We start from the raw sequence: 14,601 nt of genomic DNA, 5'->3' as shown, positions 1-14,601 counted from the left end.
TCAGTTTAATTCCCGCCTAATAAACGCAACCAGCTCTTCACTCATCATTTTATGCTGTGGCCCCGTGGGGTGAGCGTCACAACTGTCACCGGGAAAGTGACTGGCATTAAACACATGCACGCGTTCACTGTCCACAAGCTTTCTCGTTTGTTGCAAGTAGCTGCGCAAAACGGTTCGTTGGGGGCGCTCGGGATCGTTATCGTTGACGATGGCGCCATCGGTGAGAATGATATCTGCTTTGGGGTGATCTTGCAGAAGGGTTTGTACGAAGCTTACATAGGCTGGAGCAAACTCTTCTTCCGTTGGCAACGCGCCAATGCCCAGGCTGAAATCATTGGTCCCCAAGGAAACGACAATGAGATCGGCGGGAAAGCGTGATTGCTGCCATTTTTCGGCGTTGTTTTCGGCGATAGTGAGTTGGTAATAATCCGGTGCATTCAGTTCATCTCTGGCGCCATTCCAGCTACGTATCAAGCCGCGGCCGCCGTAACATACCAGTTGAACCTGTGCGTCCAGTGCTTCGCCAGTAAGCCAGCCGTAGGATTTGTGGGCGTTCCACCAGCGGTTGTTCATGCCGCAGTCCTCATTACCATCCCTGTTTGCACCTGCGCCGCAGGTAACGGAATCGCCAACGACCAAGAGACGTTTTTCCGGGCGGGCGGCGGCGGTTAAGAGCCTCCCGTCTGCCAGCCGAAAACCGTAAAGACTTACGATCCCCTGCCAGGTTTCCGAATGGTAGATAAACTCTATTTCTCGTGGTTGAGAGCTCTCCTGAGAAAAAATCGTTATTTCCTGTTTATCGGTGGGGAGTTTGATTCTAGCCGGCTGGCCACCGTCTACACGCACGGCCATATAGCTTTCTTCACCGGTACTTTTCAGTGTGGCACTGACTTCCGTACTGGTGGTACGAAAGCGAAAACCGGTACCGGGGTAGCCGAATGTAGCACTGCCGTACTTATCTATCTGCATGCGGCCGAGTTGCTGAATATTGGCATCGGTTGGAGGCGTTAAATCGGTAGGCATAGCGTGTTTTTCTGAATGTATACAACTTGTTAAGCCTACGCACAGGCTTAACAAAAGCATTAATATATTTAATGGCCGGTTATGTAAAAAAAGGCTCATGATTCCTTATTGCATGAATTGTTGAACGACCGGACCCAGTCTTTCAGATAGTCGCTGGTAGCCCTGATGGCTGGGGTGAAGGAAATCATTCATGATAGTTTGAGGAATATTACCTCGATCATCAAGAAACAACTTGCCGAAATCGTAGTAAAACACGGTTTGATCGTCGTTAAGGTCAGCTAGTAGCTGGTTGGTTCTGGCAACCACAACACGGTTTTCGCTGGTGGCTTTTTCGTCAAAAGGATAGACGCCCATCAGTAGAATTTTACTGTTGCCAAACGATTTTTTTACTTGGCTCACAACAGCCGTTACACCTTCGGCGACCTGTTCAGCGCTGTGTTGACTGTGCCCAAAATTGTTAACGCCAATCATCATTACCACCAGCTTGGGGTTCAGATTACCGCTCTCTCCATGCTGTAAACGCCAGAGCAAGTGCTGGGTTTGATCACCGCCAATGCCAAAGTTCGCAGTGCGGTAATTTCCGAAGGTTTTGTCAAATATTTTTTTATTATCACCCCAGAACCAGCCCTCGGTAATGGAGTCTCCAAGGAATAGCAGATCGACGTTATTGGTTTTGGCTCGCTCCAGATTTGATTGATGCTTTGCGTGCCATGTTTCCAGGGACATCCACTCAAATTCTGTTGACCGAGGGGCGGCTTCAATGGCGGTATTGACGGCCTTTTGATTTTCAACGGATGCACAGCTCGTTACTCCCCAGAACAGGCCGATAACAAAAAATCGGGACAAAAGTGATAATTGTGTGTAGCGCATTAGGTTAGCCTCTTCATCGTCAGTAGAATTGGTGGAACACTACGTCAAAAGTGACGAAGCGAATGATAACTTATATCAATATTAAGTAAAATACTGGGATTTTATATTCGTATTCCGAATAAGTAGTTATATGCTTTGAGGGTTGCCGTTAACTTGCTTATTTCTGTCTGTATTAGATGAACTATAGTTAAAAATATTTGCGTAGCCTATTGGCTGTAATACTACCTCAATCAACGATTTGGCTTGCAGTACTTATGAGAGAAAACTATGGGTAGCGATGTATTAGCTGAGCAATCTACCGATAATAACGAGTCTAAGTCGGCAGCTAATTACTCTCGTGGTGGGCGAGCAAGTTTACAGACCTTTCTCATTGTGGTGGTTTTTCTCTCCATTGCGGCTCCTGCCGTTATCACGGGCGGTTTTCTGATTTACGAAAACTATGAGCGAACCATCGAACATGAGAGCCGTGCAGCGGCAGGCAACTATGCTGATCTGCTCCAGGCCGGTATGACGATGCCCTTGTGGAATGTGGCTCCATCTCTTGGTGAGCCACTGCTGGATACGGTGAGAATTGATCCTTCGGTACTGCGCATTATTGTTCAGGGTATTGATGACGAAACTTTTCTGAAGTACGAAAACGAGGAGCCTATTCTCGCTGATGAGAGCTTGTCCATCGTGCGTGAAATTACCTTTGAAGGTGAGAAGCTCGGATCGGTGAGCTTAGCTTACAGTTTGAAAGCCGCTCGTCAGCGGGCGGCAGCCGATTCCCAACTATTGTTTACAATCATCATTTTTCAGCTGATTTTCTCACTGGGAGTCTTGAGTTACTTTCTGCGTTTACGTGTGGTTAGGCCTCTGGTTTTATTGGCGCGGGCTGCGGTAGGCATTGCCGGAGGGGATTTGAAAACCGCCATCCCCACCATGAATAAGGATGAGTTCGGTCGACTCTCTGGTCAGCTTGAAATAATGAGGGGTTCTCTCGAGCAGTCCTTCACCACGCTGGAAGATCGCGTTAAAGAGCGGACGACAGAGTTGGTTGACCTTAATAAAGAATTGAAGGGCACGCTGGACAAGCTACAGCAGGCCCAAGGGAATCTGGTTCAATCTGAAAAACTTGCGGCGTTGGGAGCGCTCGTGGCCGGTGTTGCACATGAGTTGAACACGCCGTTGGGTAACGGCTTAACGGTTGCGTCTTCCCTCTTTGATGCGACCCGCCACATTCAGCGGCAGTTTAAAGAGGGGATCACGCGGTCAGACTTGGAGAATTACCTCGCTGACATGCAGGAAGGATCTCACTTGGTGGTGGCAAGTCTGGAGCGTGCCTCGGAACTGGTCAGTGGTTTTAAGCAAGTTGCGGTGGATCGAACCAGCGCCCAGCAGCGGCAGTTTAAGCTGGCTGAAGTGCTGGCAGAAACTAAGATGACCATGTCGCCGCTATTCAAGCACACACCCTACAAGATTAATATCAAGGTTTCCGGCGATGTGATGATGGATAGCTACCCGGGCCCCCTGGGCCAGGTAATCACCAATTTGATGAACAATGCACTGATCCATGCTTTTAGCGGCTGCGATCACGGTACGATTGATATTACGTGTGAATTGACTACTGTTGCAGGACAAGAGGGCGTTTGCATGGTTATTCAGGACGATGGCCACGGTATTCGAGAAGAAAATTTAAAGAAAATTTTTGACCCCTTCTTCACAACTAAACTGGGGGAAGGTGGCAATGGATTGGGAATGCACATCGTGCACAATATTGTTACGGGTGTTTTGGGGGGGGCGATCGAAGTTGAATCGAAACTCGACAAGGGAACGTGTTTTACTATAGCTATTCCCCTAGATGCACCTGTAAGCAGAGTTGGCACATATGAACTTGAACAAGGTGAAGCCGTTCATGGCGAATGATAATGATAATAGCAGTGAAATGATGGAATTTTTGGACGATAAGCCCAGCAGCGAATCGGAAGCTCCAAAAGTAAAATCCAGCGTATGGCGAATTCTGATTACAGATGACGAGCAGGACGTGCATACGGCGACGACGTTTGCATTGCGGAATACTCGTATTCTGGGGCGGAAAATTGAATTTCTACATGCCAAATCGGCCAGAGAGACAATCGAAATCCTGAAAAAGTACAAGGATATTGCCGTCATCATGTTGGATGTAGTGATGGAAACGCCTAACGCTGGTCTCGACCTTGTCGCGGTGATTCGTGAGGAGCTTAACGTAACGGATTCACGGATTATATTAAGAACTGGTCAACCCAACCAAGCTCCTGAAATTGAAGTTATCCGTGATTACGATATTAACGATTACAAATTAAAATCCGAACTCACGCAGAGCAAACTCTATGCAGCCCTGACAACGGCAGTTCGTTCCTACAAACAGATCCGTATGATCGAAGCCGGAAAAAAAGGGCTGGATATGATCGTGCGATCCAGTGCGGATCTGCTCAACAAAAACGGTTTACATGCGTTTGCCCAAGGCGTGATCATTCATTTGTCGGGTTTGCTGAGTGTTCCTCCCGAAGGTTTGATTTGTGTTCGTCGCAACGATAAGCGACGAGAGGGTCAGCCGGAAATTATTGCGGCAGCAGGGCAATATTGCAATCTTATCGATCGTCCACTGGCCGATCTGGAAGAGGTGCATGCCAGGACTCTATTGGAATCCAGTTTGGATACGCGTTCAAATGTGTATGATCAATATGGCTTGGCGCTTTATCTGGGCAGCAATGCCCGGGGGGATATGAGCTGTTATGTCTCTAGTGCGACGCAGCTAGACGAAATTGATCAAAGTCTTCTCGAGCTGTTCTGTACCAATATTTCCATTTGTGCAGACAACTTAACCTTGCTGGAGCAGTTGAGTGACTCTGCCTATATCGATGAATTGGTTGGTCTGCCCAACCGTAATGCTCTCATAAAAAGTATTGAACAGACGCTTGAAAGCCAATCCCCCTCCGGCTATCTGTTGGCAATTGCCGATATTGATAATTTTGCTGAAATCAATGCGTCCCTGGGGCAGAAATACGGCGACAGATTGTTGCAGGCGGTGGCCAAGCGCATGCGGAAATATTTCCCGGAGCCTTGTGTTGTGGCGCGTATAGCGGGAGATACATTTGCTGTATTTGCAAAGGATACGTACTTAAAAGCTGACAATATTTTGGAGCCCTTTTCCACGCCGTTTGATATTTCCGGTGAAGAACAGATGATTTCTGTTACTGCCGGTATGGTGCCACTGGAAAAGGTTGATGGTGGTGCTTCTGAAGCGGTTAAAGATGCGAGTATCGTATTAAAGCAAGCGAAAACCCGCAATCGGGGGGATATGTGTCGCTTCGACAGCGTTATGGTCGAGCAGGCAAAAGATCGCTTGGAGCTACTGAAAAATTTACGTACAGCGTTTGATATGGAACGTCTGATTCTCCATTATCAGCCGAAACTGTGCTTGAAAACTGAGCGAGTATTAGGTGTTGAAGCGCTGTTGCGGTGGCCAGTGGAAGGTGGTGAGTTTGTGCCTCCAGGACACTTTATTCCTCTTGCGGAACAGTCCGGGTTGATTGTGCGTTTGGGGGAGTGGATTTTACGTACAGCGCTGATGGAATTGCATGTACTGGATCATCATGGCTGGCATGATATTCATATGAGCGTGAATTTATCCGTTGCTCAATTACAGCATCCTGCAATGATTCAAACGTTAAAGCGTGTGCTGGCGGAAACCGAAGTAAAGCCCGAAATGGTGGATCTCGAAGTCACTGAGTCTATTGCTATGGATGATGCCTGCTACAACAACAAAATGCTCAATGAAATAAAGACTCTGGGTTTCCAGTTGTCGCTTGACGATTTTGGGACGGGTTTTTCTTCGCTCAGCCAGCTGCAGAAAATTCCGATTGATCGGCTGAAAATAGATCAGTCGTTTGTACAGGCGTTTGAAGATCAGCACAGTCGCGATATTGTTGAGTTGATTGTTCATTTGGGGCGCAAGCTCAATAAGAAAGTGATTGCCGAAGGTGCCGAAACCAAAGAACAGGTGGATTTCTTAAAATCACTTGAATGCGATGAGGTACAGGGCTTCTATTTTGCCCGACCGATGTCCGCCGATAAGTTACACCTATGGCTTAAGGAGCGTGAGCACTAAATTGGTTTAATCTGAAAGCGCACTTTCTGGCCAGGCCTTCGCTGGGCCAAGGAGTAGCAATCTGCGGCATGGACGCAACCAATTTTGGGGTAGCCTCCAATGGTTTGCCTGTCATTCAGCAATACAATGGGCTGGCCATCCGGCGGAATCTGCACACTGCCAAAAGCAATGCCCTCCGACATAATACCCTGTTTGTCCCATACCGTAGGCTTACCCTCTAGCCTGTAGCCCATGCGGTTACTGTTAGCGCCGATGCTAAATAAGTTGTTTAAGAGGTTATCTATACTGGTTTCACTAAAGAACTCGAATTGGTAACAGGGGTGTAGATGAAGAATTAGTTCTTCGGTGTAGCTTGGAATTGCCTGCCAATGGGCGCTGCGATTAAGCTGTTTTTGTCGGGTGTGTATTGGGTACTCGAATTGGTCCCCGGCCAGCAGAGAGCGCGGTTGCCCGTTTTCCTTTAATGGTTCACAACTGCCAAAAAGCCCGCTATTGGTAAAGCCTCCCTCGATGGCGAGATACGCTCGCAATCCGCTTTTTGCCTGTTTAACACTAAGCTTATCCCCTGCAGCGACTCGTGTACTGCTCCAGGGCGGTAGAGCGCGACCCGATAGCGTGGCGTTTGCCTCTGCCCCACAGAGGGCTATGCGCGTAGCATGGCTAAAGGTAATGTCACATGGTCCGAGGGTGATTTCCAGTGTTGCCGAGTTGGGGTTATTGTCGATAAGTTTATTGGCCCAATGCCAAGCGTAGGCATCGACGGCACCGCCACTGCATAAGCCAAAATGCTGGCAACGACGTCGCCCTCGATCGACCAGTAAGCAGAGAGATCCGGTTTTATTCAAGGTGGCGAGGGCTTTTTGCTCAGTGTTATTGGTCATTGGCTGTGCTTAAGCGGTTGAATTCTGTTTTATCGATGGAGGTAAAAGAAACCTGATCGCCGGTTTTAAAAAGGCATGACGATTCGGGTTCGGCGTTGCTGTTATTCAACGGCTGTAGAACGGTGATGGGGGTGCGGCCAATAATATTCCAGCCTCCCGGTGAAGAGCGTGGATAAATCCCGGTTTGCTGTTCGGCAATGCCCACACTGCCACCGGCGACTTCTGTGCGAGGGCTTGTTTGTCTGGGGGTGGCAATTTGAGACGCTACGTCGCCCATATAAGCGAAGCCGGGAACAAAACCCACAGAAAATACGGTGTAGCTTCTGTTGCAATGAAACTTCACCAGTTCATTAATGGTTATACCGTGAAGTTGAGCCACGGATTCCAGGTCAGGAGCAACATCCTGGTGATAGAGAACCGGTATTATGTGGTGGTTCGTATACAGTTTTTCATCGACGGCATTCTGTTGGAAAGGTAACTGCAGCAGACGCTCAACCTGCACGCGAACTGATCGAAAATCAGTTTGTGTATCATCAAACTCCAATAGTAGGCTGGTATTGGCTGGTACGCTATTGCTCAGCAGGTGACCCAGGTTTTTCTCAATGCTTTGCCAATAAAAGCGTATCTGGCGGGTGATCGCGTTGCCGGGAGTGAGGGCGAAATAAATAATAAGGCTATTTTCGTTTAGCCTTTCAATATGGGGAAACGGCTGCGACATTAGCTTTGGTAAAAGCGTTGGCTGATGGCTAATAGGGCGTCCACAGCTCTAGGAGTATCACTGTGTACACAGAGTGTATCGATACTCAGGGGAAGCCACTCGCCGTTTTCGGCATAAACACCGCCTTTGTGGCTGAGATTCTCGGCCTGTTCAATAATGGCCTCTGTGGTTTCTAGAAGTGCATTTGGGTGTGTGCGCGATACGAGATAGCCCTCAAAGGTATAGCGCCGGTCGGCAAAGCCCTCGTACATAAGATAGTGAGAATATTGTTGTGCAATTTCCGTGTTATTGTCGTTGAGCAGTGTAGCTTGAATAACCAGTGGCAGGGTAGGGTAATGCTCTGCACAGCTTTCTACGATGGTATGCATAATGTCCGGGTCTCGCATCATATCGTTGTAGAGCGCGCCGTGAGGTTTGATGTGGCGAATGGTGGTGCCCAACTCAATACAGATCTCCTGAAGTTGATCGACCTGTTTCAGAAAGCTTTGTTGCAGCGCCCCTTTACTTTGGGCGATGGATTTCCGCCCCATATTGGCTCTGTCTTCGTAGCCTGGATGCGCGCCGATGCTAACTCCGTAATTCAGAGCCAGAGAAATGCAACGCTTCATCGAGAGTTCATCTCCTGCATGGCCTCCACAGGCGATATTGGCCATATGAATATGCGGCATTATCAGCGCGTCGACTTGGTCCAGCCCTTCTCCGAGATCGCAATTAAGTTTCATAGTAAGCCACTCATACACTTAAAAAATTGAATCTCCGGCTCTTAACGATCAAATAAAGCGATTCTTATGCGCATTACTCGGTAGCGAAAACCGTAGAAGCCAGGTAGGGGTAACGGTGCAGGCTTATCTGCCCCCATGAATAATTTGTTTTAAATATATAGTTGCACGCAGTGCTAAACCAAACATCAAAAAGATTGCAGATAGCGAATCCATTTATTTTGATTTTCTGCGTGCTTTCTCTCGCTATTTTCTCAGTTTAATGTGGTTCTCGGAGTCTAGCAGATGGCGCAGCCGATTTACATTTCAAGTAAAAAGGTAACTGGCCCGTCGTTAAGTAGAGTGACTTTCATATCCGCTGCGAATTGGCCGGTTTCTACGATTGGGTGGACCTTTTTTAAATAATTCACAAACTGGTCGAAAAGGGCTTGTGCCTGTTCGGGTACCGCAGCACTCGAAAAACTGGGCCTTAGACCTTTACGGGTATCGGCAGCCAGGGTGAACTGGGAGATAACCAATAGCTCACCGTAAGTCTCCTTTAGGCTGAGGTTCATTTTGCCTTCCGCATCGGGAAATACACGGTAGGCTAACAGCCGGTTGGCCATTTTAAACAGCAGCTCTGGGGTGTCGTGCTTTTCGATACCGACAAAAGCCAATATGCCTTGGCCGATTGTACCCAGTGTTTCACTTTTTACCTCGACGGACGCGTGGCTGACTCTTTGAATTAGAAGTTTCATTGTGGTTAGAATCTGTCTTTTTTGTTGACGTGCAGAATACCAAATTTTAGCATCTACCGTGTTAAAGTGAGATCTGAGCGATTCCTTGTAGAGTAGGTGTTCTACTCAGCTTGAGTTACAATTCATTGCAATCTTGGCGCATAATCAAACCTATAATGGCCGATGTTTTTATCTGTGAGACCTTGTTTTTACGGGTAAGTGAATAGAGCAAGATAGTTTGACTGTGCATTTGGAAAGCCCTATGGATTTATATTGGAAACGCGCTATTGCCGTGGAAAAATTGTGCTGGATAACCCGTGCTAAATGTTCGATTGCCACGGTAATGCGTACAGCCATCATTGCGGGTGGGCTTGTTGCCGCTCCAATGGTACAGGCAGAGAGTGATAGCTGTGAAAAGGACGGTTCCGATTGCGTCGCCGTTGGTGAGTGGGAGTTTAGTATTGCGTTGGGAGCTGGACTGCGCAGTAATCCTTTGATCGATGGCGATGATTTACCTCTTTTTATACTCCCTTCTGTTCGTTATTACGGTGATCGGTTTTTTATTGACGGCTATTCGGCTGGTTATACCTTTTTTAATTCGGGCGAGCATCAAGTTAATGCCGTCGTAACCATTGGTTTTGATCAAATCTACTTTAAGAGCCGCAATTTAGGTGAGTTGGTTTTGGACTCTGGCCCGATATTGGGGTCTACCAATGACACGTTTAAAGCTGATGAATATCAGTTAGATGGAGAGGATTTCATCCTAGATGAGGTGCCAACTCCCGAACCTGAGCCCACGGTAGCCTCGCCTTCTATAAACCCCAAAGCGCCGGAATGGCGCGAACCCCCAGATATCGACCTGCTGCACAGTCGTGATACAGCCGGTTTAGCCGGGTTTGAGTATGCCTTCTACAACGCGCACTGGGATGCCAGTGTACAATTACTCCAGGATGTCTCCTCTGTCCACGATGGCCAGGAAGTTAGGGCCGCTATTGCAAGATCAACACGTATCGCTAAGGCGAGTCTTGAGCTTGCCGCTGGTTTTTCCTGGCAGAGTCAGGAGTTGCTGCAGTACTACTACGGTATTGAAGAAGGGGAAGTGGATGACCCCATTTTGGCGTACAAGACTTCCTCGGGTATCTCTCCATTTATTCGCTTGGATTGGCGGCGGCGGATGTCGGGAAACTGGTCCTGGCAGGCCACCGTCCATCAACGCTGGTTGGCTTCCGGAATTAAGCGCAGCCCTCTGCTAGACGAAGATACGGTCTTAACCCTTTATTTCGGAGCGGTCTATCATTTTTAACCTCGTTATTAGCCAATATCGTTGCCTGGTGTTTAATGGGGGGGCAATGGGACAATGGACAAAAGCAATGGCCGTATTACCGTTATTGTTTTTGAGTTGTTTGTCGTGCATGGCTGTTAGCGCATTTTCTCAAGAGGCGAATATTTCTGCCGAGCTTTCCGTCATGCCCAGAATCTGTGTGTTGAATGAACAGGTGGAACGGTGCGAAGAGTTTGTACAGATTACCTGGAAGACAGATCAACAGCGCTCATTGTGCCTTTACCGAGCGGCAGATGGATTTATTCTTAAGTGTTGGCAGGACGTAAATACTGGTGAGGTCGATTTACCTATTTCTGTCAATGAATCGATTGCGTTTGAGCTGCGAGACTCAGAAGATGAGCTAATCGTAATAGCGAGAACGGAATTCAAAGTCATGCGCGATAAGAAAAAATATCGGCGTGGTCGTCGAAACCCCTGGAGTTTTTTCTGATGAGTTTGGTATTACTGGCTGAAGACGACAAGCGGTTAGCAGAGCTTGTAAAAGACTATTTGGAAGGTCATGGTTTCCAGGTCGTTATTGAAGAGGTTGGGCACACCGTACCGAGGGCGGTGCAATCTTTAACTCCGGATATTGTTATTCTGGATGTAATGCTTCCGGGGAAGGATGGTTTAACCATTTGTAAAGAAATTCGTCCGCGCTACGATGGCCCTATTTTAATGTTAACGGCTCGAGACTCCGATGCCGATCAGGTGGCAGGTTTGGAATACGGCGCGGATGATTATGTGATAAAGCCTGCAGAACCACGCGTATTATTGGCGCGTATTCGTGCGCTGTTACGTCGCTATCAGCAGCCAGAAGAAAAGGAACAAGCGGAAATACACTTCGGTGCTTTAGGTATTTTTGTGGCCTCCAGAGAGGTCAAGCTCGGTGGGGATATCGTGGCCCTATCTAGTCATGAATTTGATATGTTGCTAACTTTTGCGAAACAGCCGGGAAAAGTACTGAGCCGGGAATACCTGTTTAATATTATTTATGGCCGTCCCTATGATGGTATGGATAGAACCATTGATGTGCGAGTTTCGCAATTACGAAAAAAATTGGGTGATAGCTCTGATGATCCTTCACGGTTAAAAACTGTTTGGGGAAGAGGTTATCTTTTTGTCGCAGATGCCTGGTAACCCCTTTTTATGAATCGTGCATTCGCCTCACTGTATTTTTTAATTGTATTTTCCATTGTTGGTATTGGTTGGGGCGTTGATAAGTTATGGCAGGCCTACCACTCAGAACCGGAAGTTAATAGCTATGTAGGCGGTCTCTTCCGGTTGCTGGAAAGTGAGCTTGAATCTGTTCCACAGGAGAAATACCAGGAGCGGGTAAAAATATTTGCCGACACGGCGGAACTCAAATTCGAGCTTTTTCGTACCGATGAATTTGCCGGTTCTGGTTTGGGGCAGCAGATCCTTTTGGGGGATATTGTTACCCTAAGTGAAAGTGAAACAACTTTAGTAAGCTACAAACGACTGCGCGCCAGTGATCAAATTGTGAGTATTCGCCAGGAAATCAATAGCGGTAGAGGAGACTTTTTCTATTTGTTGCTCCTGGTTATTTTTTATCTGTCCATTGCGTTAGTTATTTTCTTCTGGGTTTGGCCGCTATCCAAAGATTTGCGTTTGTTGCAAAGGCAAACTCAGCGCTTGGGTAAAGACGGCGTACCATCTCAGGTAAATATTGGCGCCCACTCAACAGTTTATGAGCTTGCCCAGTCATTCAACCGAATGGCAGAGCGTATACGAGAACTCATTGGTACGCATAAAGAAATGACTTATGCGGTTTCCCACGAGCTACGTACCCCTTTGGCGCGAATGAAATTTGCGATAGAAATGGCTGCCGATATTGAGGATCGTGTTGTGCAGGGGAGAAAGTTGGCAAGCATTCGCGAAGATGTAGGTGAAATGGAGGGCTTGATTAATGGGCTGCTTACCTATGCTGGCTTCGAGCAAGGGGTGACCAAATTAAATCTACAGCCTGGCGATTACGGTGCGCTCGTTCGTGATGTTGTGAAAAGTTGCGGTCGTCAAGCGGCAGCCATTAAACATGAAATGCGAAATAAAATGGGTGAGCAGGAGGTCTTCTGCGAATGGTATTTAATGGAGAGGGCGCTACACAATATTGTTTCTAATGCGCAGCGCTACACCCATTCAAAAATTCGCATTACGCTAGATGCAGACGAAAAAGACTATATTGTTTTTGTTGATGATGACGGCCCTGGCGTGCCGGAAGAAGATCGTTTGCGCATCTTCAATTCGTTTGTACGTTTACGAATGAATACTAATTTTGACAAAAGTGGCTTTGGGTTGGGCCTCTCTATTGTCAGTCGTATTATGGAGTGGCATAACGGCAGCGCCAAAGTATCCGAGTCGAAGTGGGGCGGTGCGCGTTTTGAGCTGCGTTGGCCGCAACCCTATAAGTTGCCCTAGCAGGTTGTTGAAAAGCTATCTGCGTTGTCAATGCGGCGTTAAAATGGATTGATGGCCCCGCCCGGCTTATATTTTCAGTAAAGCTGCTAGTCCGTTAAGATGTGTGATCCCCATCTCCCGAAAGTCGCAGAGACATATCGTTGGTGGCTTTTACCAGGGCATCGACAATACTGGGTTCTCGCGACGAGTGGCCCGCATCGCGAATAATATGAAGTTCGGCTTCTTCCCATAATCGGTGCACTTCCACAGCATTGTCCAGCGGGCATACCATATCGTAGCGGCCATGAATAATGATACCGGGGATTTTTTCCAGGCGGGCCATATTTTCGAGAATCTGGTTGGGCTGAATAAAGGCCTGATGAATAAAGTAATGAGCCTCAATTCTCGCCAATGACAAGGCGAGGTGCGGGTCGGCAAAACTGTTTACCACTTCGGGGTTTGGTCGCAATGTTGCGCACCGGCCCTCCCAGATAGACCAGGCTTTGGCTGCTGCCATTTTGGCAATTTCATTGCTGGCGGTCAGCTTTCTGTAGAAAGCTTCGATCATATTGCCGCGTTCAGCTTCAGGGATGGGGTGGACGAAGTCTTTCCAGTAATCGGGGAAAATTCGATCCGCGCCCTGTTGGTAAAACCAGGTGAGGTCTTTTTCTCGACATAAGAAAACCCCCCTCAGTACCAAGCCCAGAACTTTCTCGGGGTAGGATTGAGCATAGAGTAAGCTAAGAGTTGAGCCCCAGGATCCACCAAAAAGCACCCATTGGTCAATATTGAGATATTCGCGAATAGCTTCTATATCCGACACTAAATGCTGAGTGGTATTATTTTCCAGCTCTGCGTGAGGCTGAGAGCGTCCGGCACCACGTTGATCGAAGAGGATAATGCGGTATCTTTCTGGGTCGAAAAATCGCCGATCCTGGGTGCTGCAGCCAGCGCCGGGGCCACCGTGCACAAAGAGAACCGGAATTCCATCACGCGAGCCGCACTCTTCAAGGTAGAGAGTGTGAGTATCATCCACAGCCAAGTTGTGGCGAGCGTAAGGTTTTATTTCCGGAAACAGAATTTGCATAACGGCCCCTGTTGTTTTTATCCTTAAATGACTAGCCAGCATGTTCCATCTTTTGCAGGCTCCTTTTCATTCTAGTCCGTTCGTGCGATTTTGTATGCGCAATCCGTAGGAAATAAACGAGGTGAGTCACAGTGGTGCAAGTAAAGCGTTGTGGTTGGTGTGGGGATGACCCCCTGTATGTAGATTATCATGACAATGAGTGGGGCGTCCCCATTCGAGATAGTCGTGAGCTGTTTGAAAAGCTGATATTGGATGGCGCCCAAGCGGGATTGTCATGGATTACAATACTGCGTAAACGGGAGGGGTATCGCCGGGCATTCGACCAATTTGACCCCGAAAAAATGGCGCGTTATACCGATAAAAAGCTTGAACGGTTACGGCTGGATCCCGGAATTGTTCGTAACCGCTTAAAGATTAACAGCGCTCGCCAAAATGCACGGGCCTATCTAAAACTTATGCAAGGTGAACAGAGCTTTTCTGAATTTCTTTGGCAATTTGTCGACGGACAGCCCCTGAATAATCAGTGGCTGTCCATGGCGGAGATTCCTACGACAACTCTTGCCGCAGAACAGATGAGTAAGGCGTTAAAAAAAGCAGGGTTTAATTTTGTCGGGCCGACGATTGTGTATGCGTTTATGCAGGCCGTAGGAATGGTAAATGACCACATGGTTGACTGCCACTGCCACAAAAAATGCGCGAAGCTGGCTAAATGTAAGTGA

General features: G+C 47.8%; 14 protein-coding genes. 7 read left to right on the top strand and 7 right to left on the bottom strand.

Annotated elements, in window-relative coordinates:
- The gene (locus tag H5715_RS11330; protein ID WP_175574332.1) at positions 1-1,023 is read right to left on the bottom strand and encodes an SGNH/GDSL hydrolase family protein; all 1,023 of its coding nucleotides are present in this window, start codon (positions 1,021-1,023) and stop codon (positions 1-3) included.
- Positions 1,024-1,128: 105 nt separating this feature from the next.
- Positions 1,129-1,893, bottom strand: a complete 765-nt coding sequence (locus H5715_RS11325; RefSeq protein ID WP_083608226.1) for a GDSL-type esterase/lipase family protein — start codon at positions 1,891-1,893, stop codon at positions 1,129-1,131.
- Positions 1,894-2,160: 267 nt separating this feature from the next.
- Between H5715_RS11325 and H5715_RS11320 the strand changes: the two genes are divergently transcribed.
- The gene (locus tag H5715_RS11320; protein ID WP_185906521.1) at positions 2,161-3,798 is read left to right on the top strand and encodes a sensor histidine kinase; all 1,638 of its coding nucleotides are present in this window, start codon (positions 2,161-2,163) and stop codon (positions 3,796-3,798) included.
- Positions 3,788-6,022, top strand: coding sequence for a GGDEF/EAL domain-containing response regulator (locus H5715_RS11315; RefSeq protein ID WP_075187651.1), 2,235 nt, complete (start codon positions 3,788-3,790; stop codon positions 6,020-6,022). Before H5715_RS11320 ends, H5715_RS11315 begins: the two co-directional genes overlap by 11 nt.
- Here H5715_RS11315 and H5715_RS11310 read toward each other — a convergent pair.
- The 4 genes from H5715_RS11310 to dtd all read right to left on the bottom strand — a co-directional run bounded on the left by H5715_RS11310 (position 6,019) and on the right by dtd (position 9,077).
- Positions 6,019-6,903 (bottom strand): 5-oxoprolinase subunit C family protein, encoded by an 885-nt coding sequence (locus tag H5715_RS11310; RefSeq protein WP_075187650.1) that lies wholly within the window; start codon positions 6,901-6,903, stop codon positions 6,019-6,021. The genes H5715_RS11315 and H5715_RS11310 overlap by 4 nt on opposite strands.
- A complete protein-coding gene (locus tag H5715_RS11305) occupies positions 6,893-7,621 on the bottom strand; it encodes a 5-oxoprolinase subunit B family protein (RefSeq protein WP_075187649.1) in 729 nt (242 codons plus the stop codon). The genes H5715_RS11310 and H5715_RS11305 overlap by 11 nt, the downstream gene beginning before the upstream one ends.
- On the bottom strand, positions 7,621-8,343 hold the full coding sequence (locus H5715_RS11300; RefSeq protein WP_075187648.1) for a 5-oxoprolinase subunit PxpA: 723 nt from the start codon (positions 8,341-8,343) through the stop codon (positions 7,621-7,623). Before H5715_RS11300 ends, H5715_RS11305 begins: the two co-directional genes overlap by 1 nt.
- Positions 8,344-8,639: 296 nt before the next feature.
- A complete protein-coding gene (gene dtd / locus H5715_RS11295) occupies positions 8,640-9,077 on the bottom strand; it encodes a D-aminoacyl-tRNA deacylase (RefSeq protein ID WP_075187647.1) in 438 nt (145 codons plus the stop codon).
- A gap of 241 nt (positions 9,078-9,318) precedes the next feature.
- Between dtd and H5715_RS11290 the strand changes: the two genes are divergently transcribed.
- From H5715_RS11290 to H5715_RS11275, 4 genes are read left to right on the top strand one after another with little or no spacing between them, the layout of a single operon-like run.
- The gene (locus H5715_RS11290; RefSeq protein ID WP_075187646.1) at positions 9,319-10,359 is read left to right on the top strand and encodes a MipA/OmpV family protein; all 1,041 of its coding nucleotides are present in this window, start codon (positions 9,319-9,321) and stop codon (positions 10,357-10,359) included.
- Positions 10,360-10,405: 46 nt separating this feature from the next.
- Positions 10,406-10,828, top strand: coding sequence for a DUF3019 domain-containing protein (locus H5715_RS11285; protein ID WP_083608225.1), 423 nt, complete (start codon positions 10,406-10,408; stop codon positions 10,826-10,828).
- Entirely contained in the window at positions 10,828-11,517 is a 690-nt protein-coding gene (locus H5715_RS11280; protein ID WP_075187645.1) for a response regulator, read from the top strand. Before H5715_RS11285 ends, H5715_RS11280 begins: the two co-directional genes overlap by 1 nt.
- 9 nt (positions 11,518-11,526) lie before the next feature.
- Positions 11,527-12,816: an ATP-binding protein gene (locus H5715_RS11275; protein ID WP_075187644.1), complete on the top strand. Its 1,290-nt coding sequence runs from the start codon at positions 11,527-11,529 to the stop codon at positions 12,814-12,816.
- A 94-nt stretch (positions 12,817-12,910) separates the two neighbouring features.
- Here H5715_RS11275 and pip read toward each other — a convergent pair whose 3' ends face one another.
- Positions 12,911-13,882, bottom strand: coding sequence for a prolyl aminopeptidase (gene pip / locus H5715_RS11270; RefSeq protein ID WP_075187643.1), 972 nt, complete (start codon positions 13,880-13,882; stop codon positions 12,911-12,913).
- Positions 13,883-14,013: 131 nt separating this feature from the next.
- Here pip and H5715_RS11265 point away from each other — a divergent pair, with 131 nt between their 5' ends.
- On the top strand, positions 14,014-14,601 hold the full coding sequence (locus tag H5715_RS11265) for a DNA-3-methyladenine glycosylase I (RefSeq protein WP_075187642.1): 588 nt from the start codon (positions 14,014-14,016) through the stop codon (positions 14,599-14,601).

Source organism: Teredinibacter haidensis (assembly GCF_014211975.1).
Taxonomy (GTDB): Bacteria; Pseudomonadota; Gammaproteobacteria; order Pseudomonadales; family Cellvibrionaceae; genus Teredinibacter; species Teredinibacter haidensis.
This window is presented reverse-complemented; position numbering and strand designations above follow the sequence as displayed.

Bases quoted from the DNA above. Each gene is read 5' to 3' on its own strand.
- H5715_RS11275 (WP_075187644.1), top strand. From the start codon at position 11,527: ATGAATCGTGCATTCGCCTCACTGTATTTTTTAATTGTATTTTCCATT.
- H5715_RS11280 (WP_075187645.1), top strand. From the start codon at position 10,828: ATGAGTTTGGTATTACTGGCTGAAGACGACAAGCGGTTAGCAGAGCTT.
- H5715_RS11320 (WP_185906521.1), top strand. From the start codon at position 2,161: ATGGGTAGCGATGTATTAGCTGAGCAATCTACCGATAATAACGAGTCT.
- H5715_RS11310 (WP_075187650.1), bottom strand. From the start codon at position 6,903: ATGACCAATAACACTGAGCAAAAAGCCCTCGCCACCTTGAATAAAACC.
- H5715_RS11285 (WP_083608225.1), top strand. From the start codon at position 10,406: ATGGGACAATGGACAAAAGCAATGGCCGTATTACCGTTATTGTTTTTG.
- H5715_RS11300 (WP_075187648.1), bottom strand. From the start codon at position 8,343: ATGAAACTTAATTGCGATCTCGGAGAAGGGCTGGACCAAGTCGACGCG.
- H5715_RS11315 (WP_075187651.1), top strand. From the start codon at position 3,788: ATGGCGAATGATAATGATAATAGCAGTGAAATGATGGAATTTTTGGAC.
- H5715_RS11305 (WP_075187649.1), bottom strand. From the start codon at position 7,621: ATGTCGCAGCCGTTTCCCCATATTGAAAGGCTAAACGAAAATAGCCTT.
- pip (WP_075187643.1), bottom strand. From the start codon at position 13,882: ATGCAAATTCTGTTTCCGGAAATAAAACCTTACGCTCGCCACAACTTG.
- H5715_RS11290 (WP_075187646.1), top strand. From the start codon at position 9,319: ATGGATTTATATTGGAAACGCGCTATTGCCGTGGAAAAATTGTGCTGG.
- H5715_RS11325 (WP_083608226.1), bottom strand. From the start codon at position 1,893: ATGCGCTACACACAATTATCACTTTTGTCCCGATTTTTTGTTATCGGC.
- dtd (WP_075187647.1), bottom strand. From the start codon at position 9,077: ATGAAACTTCTAATTCAAAGAGTCAGCCACGCGTCCGTCGAGGTAAAA.
- H5715_RS11330 (WP_175574332.1), bottom strand. From the start codon at position 1,023: ATGCCTACCGATTTAACGCCTCCAACCGATGCCAATATTCAGCAACTC.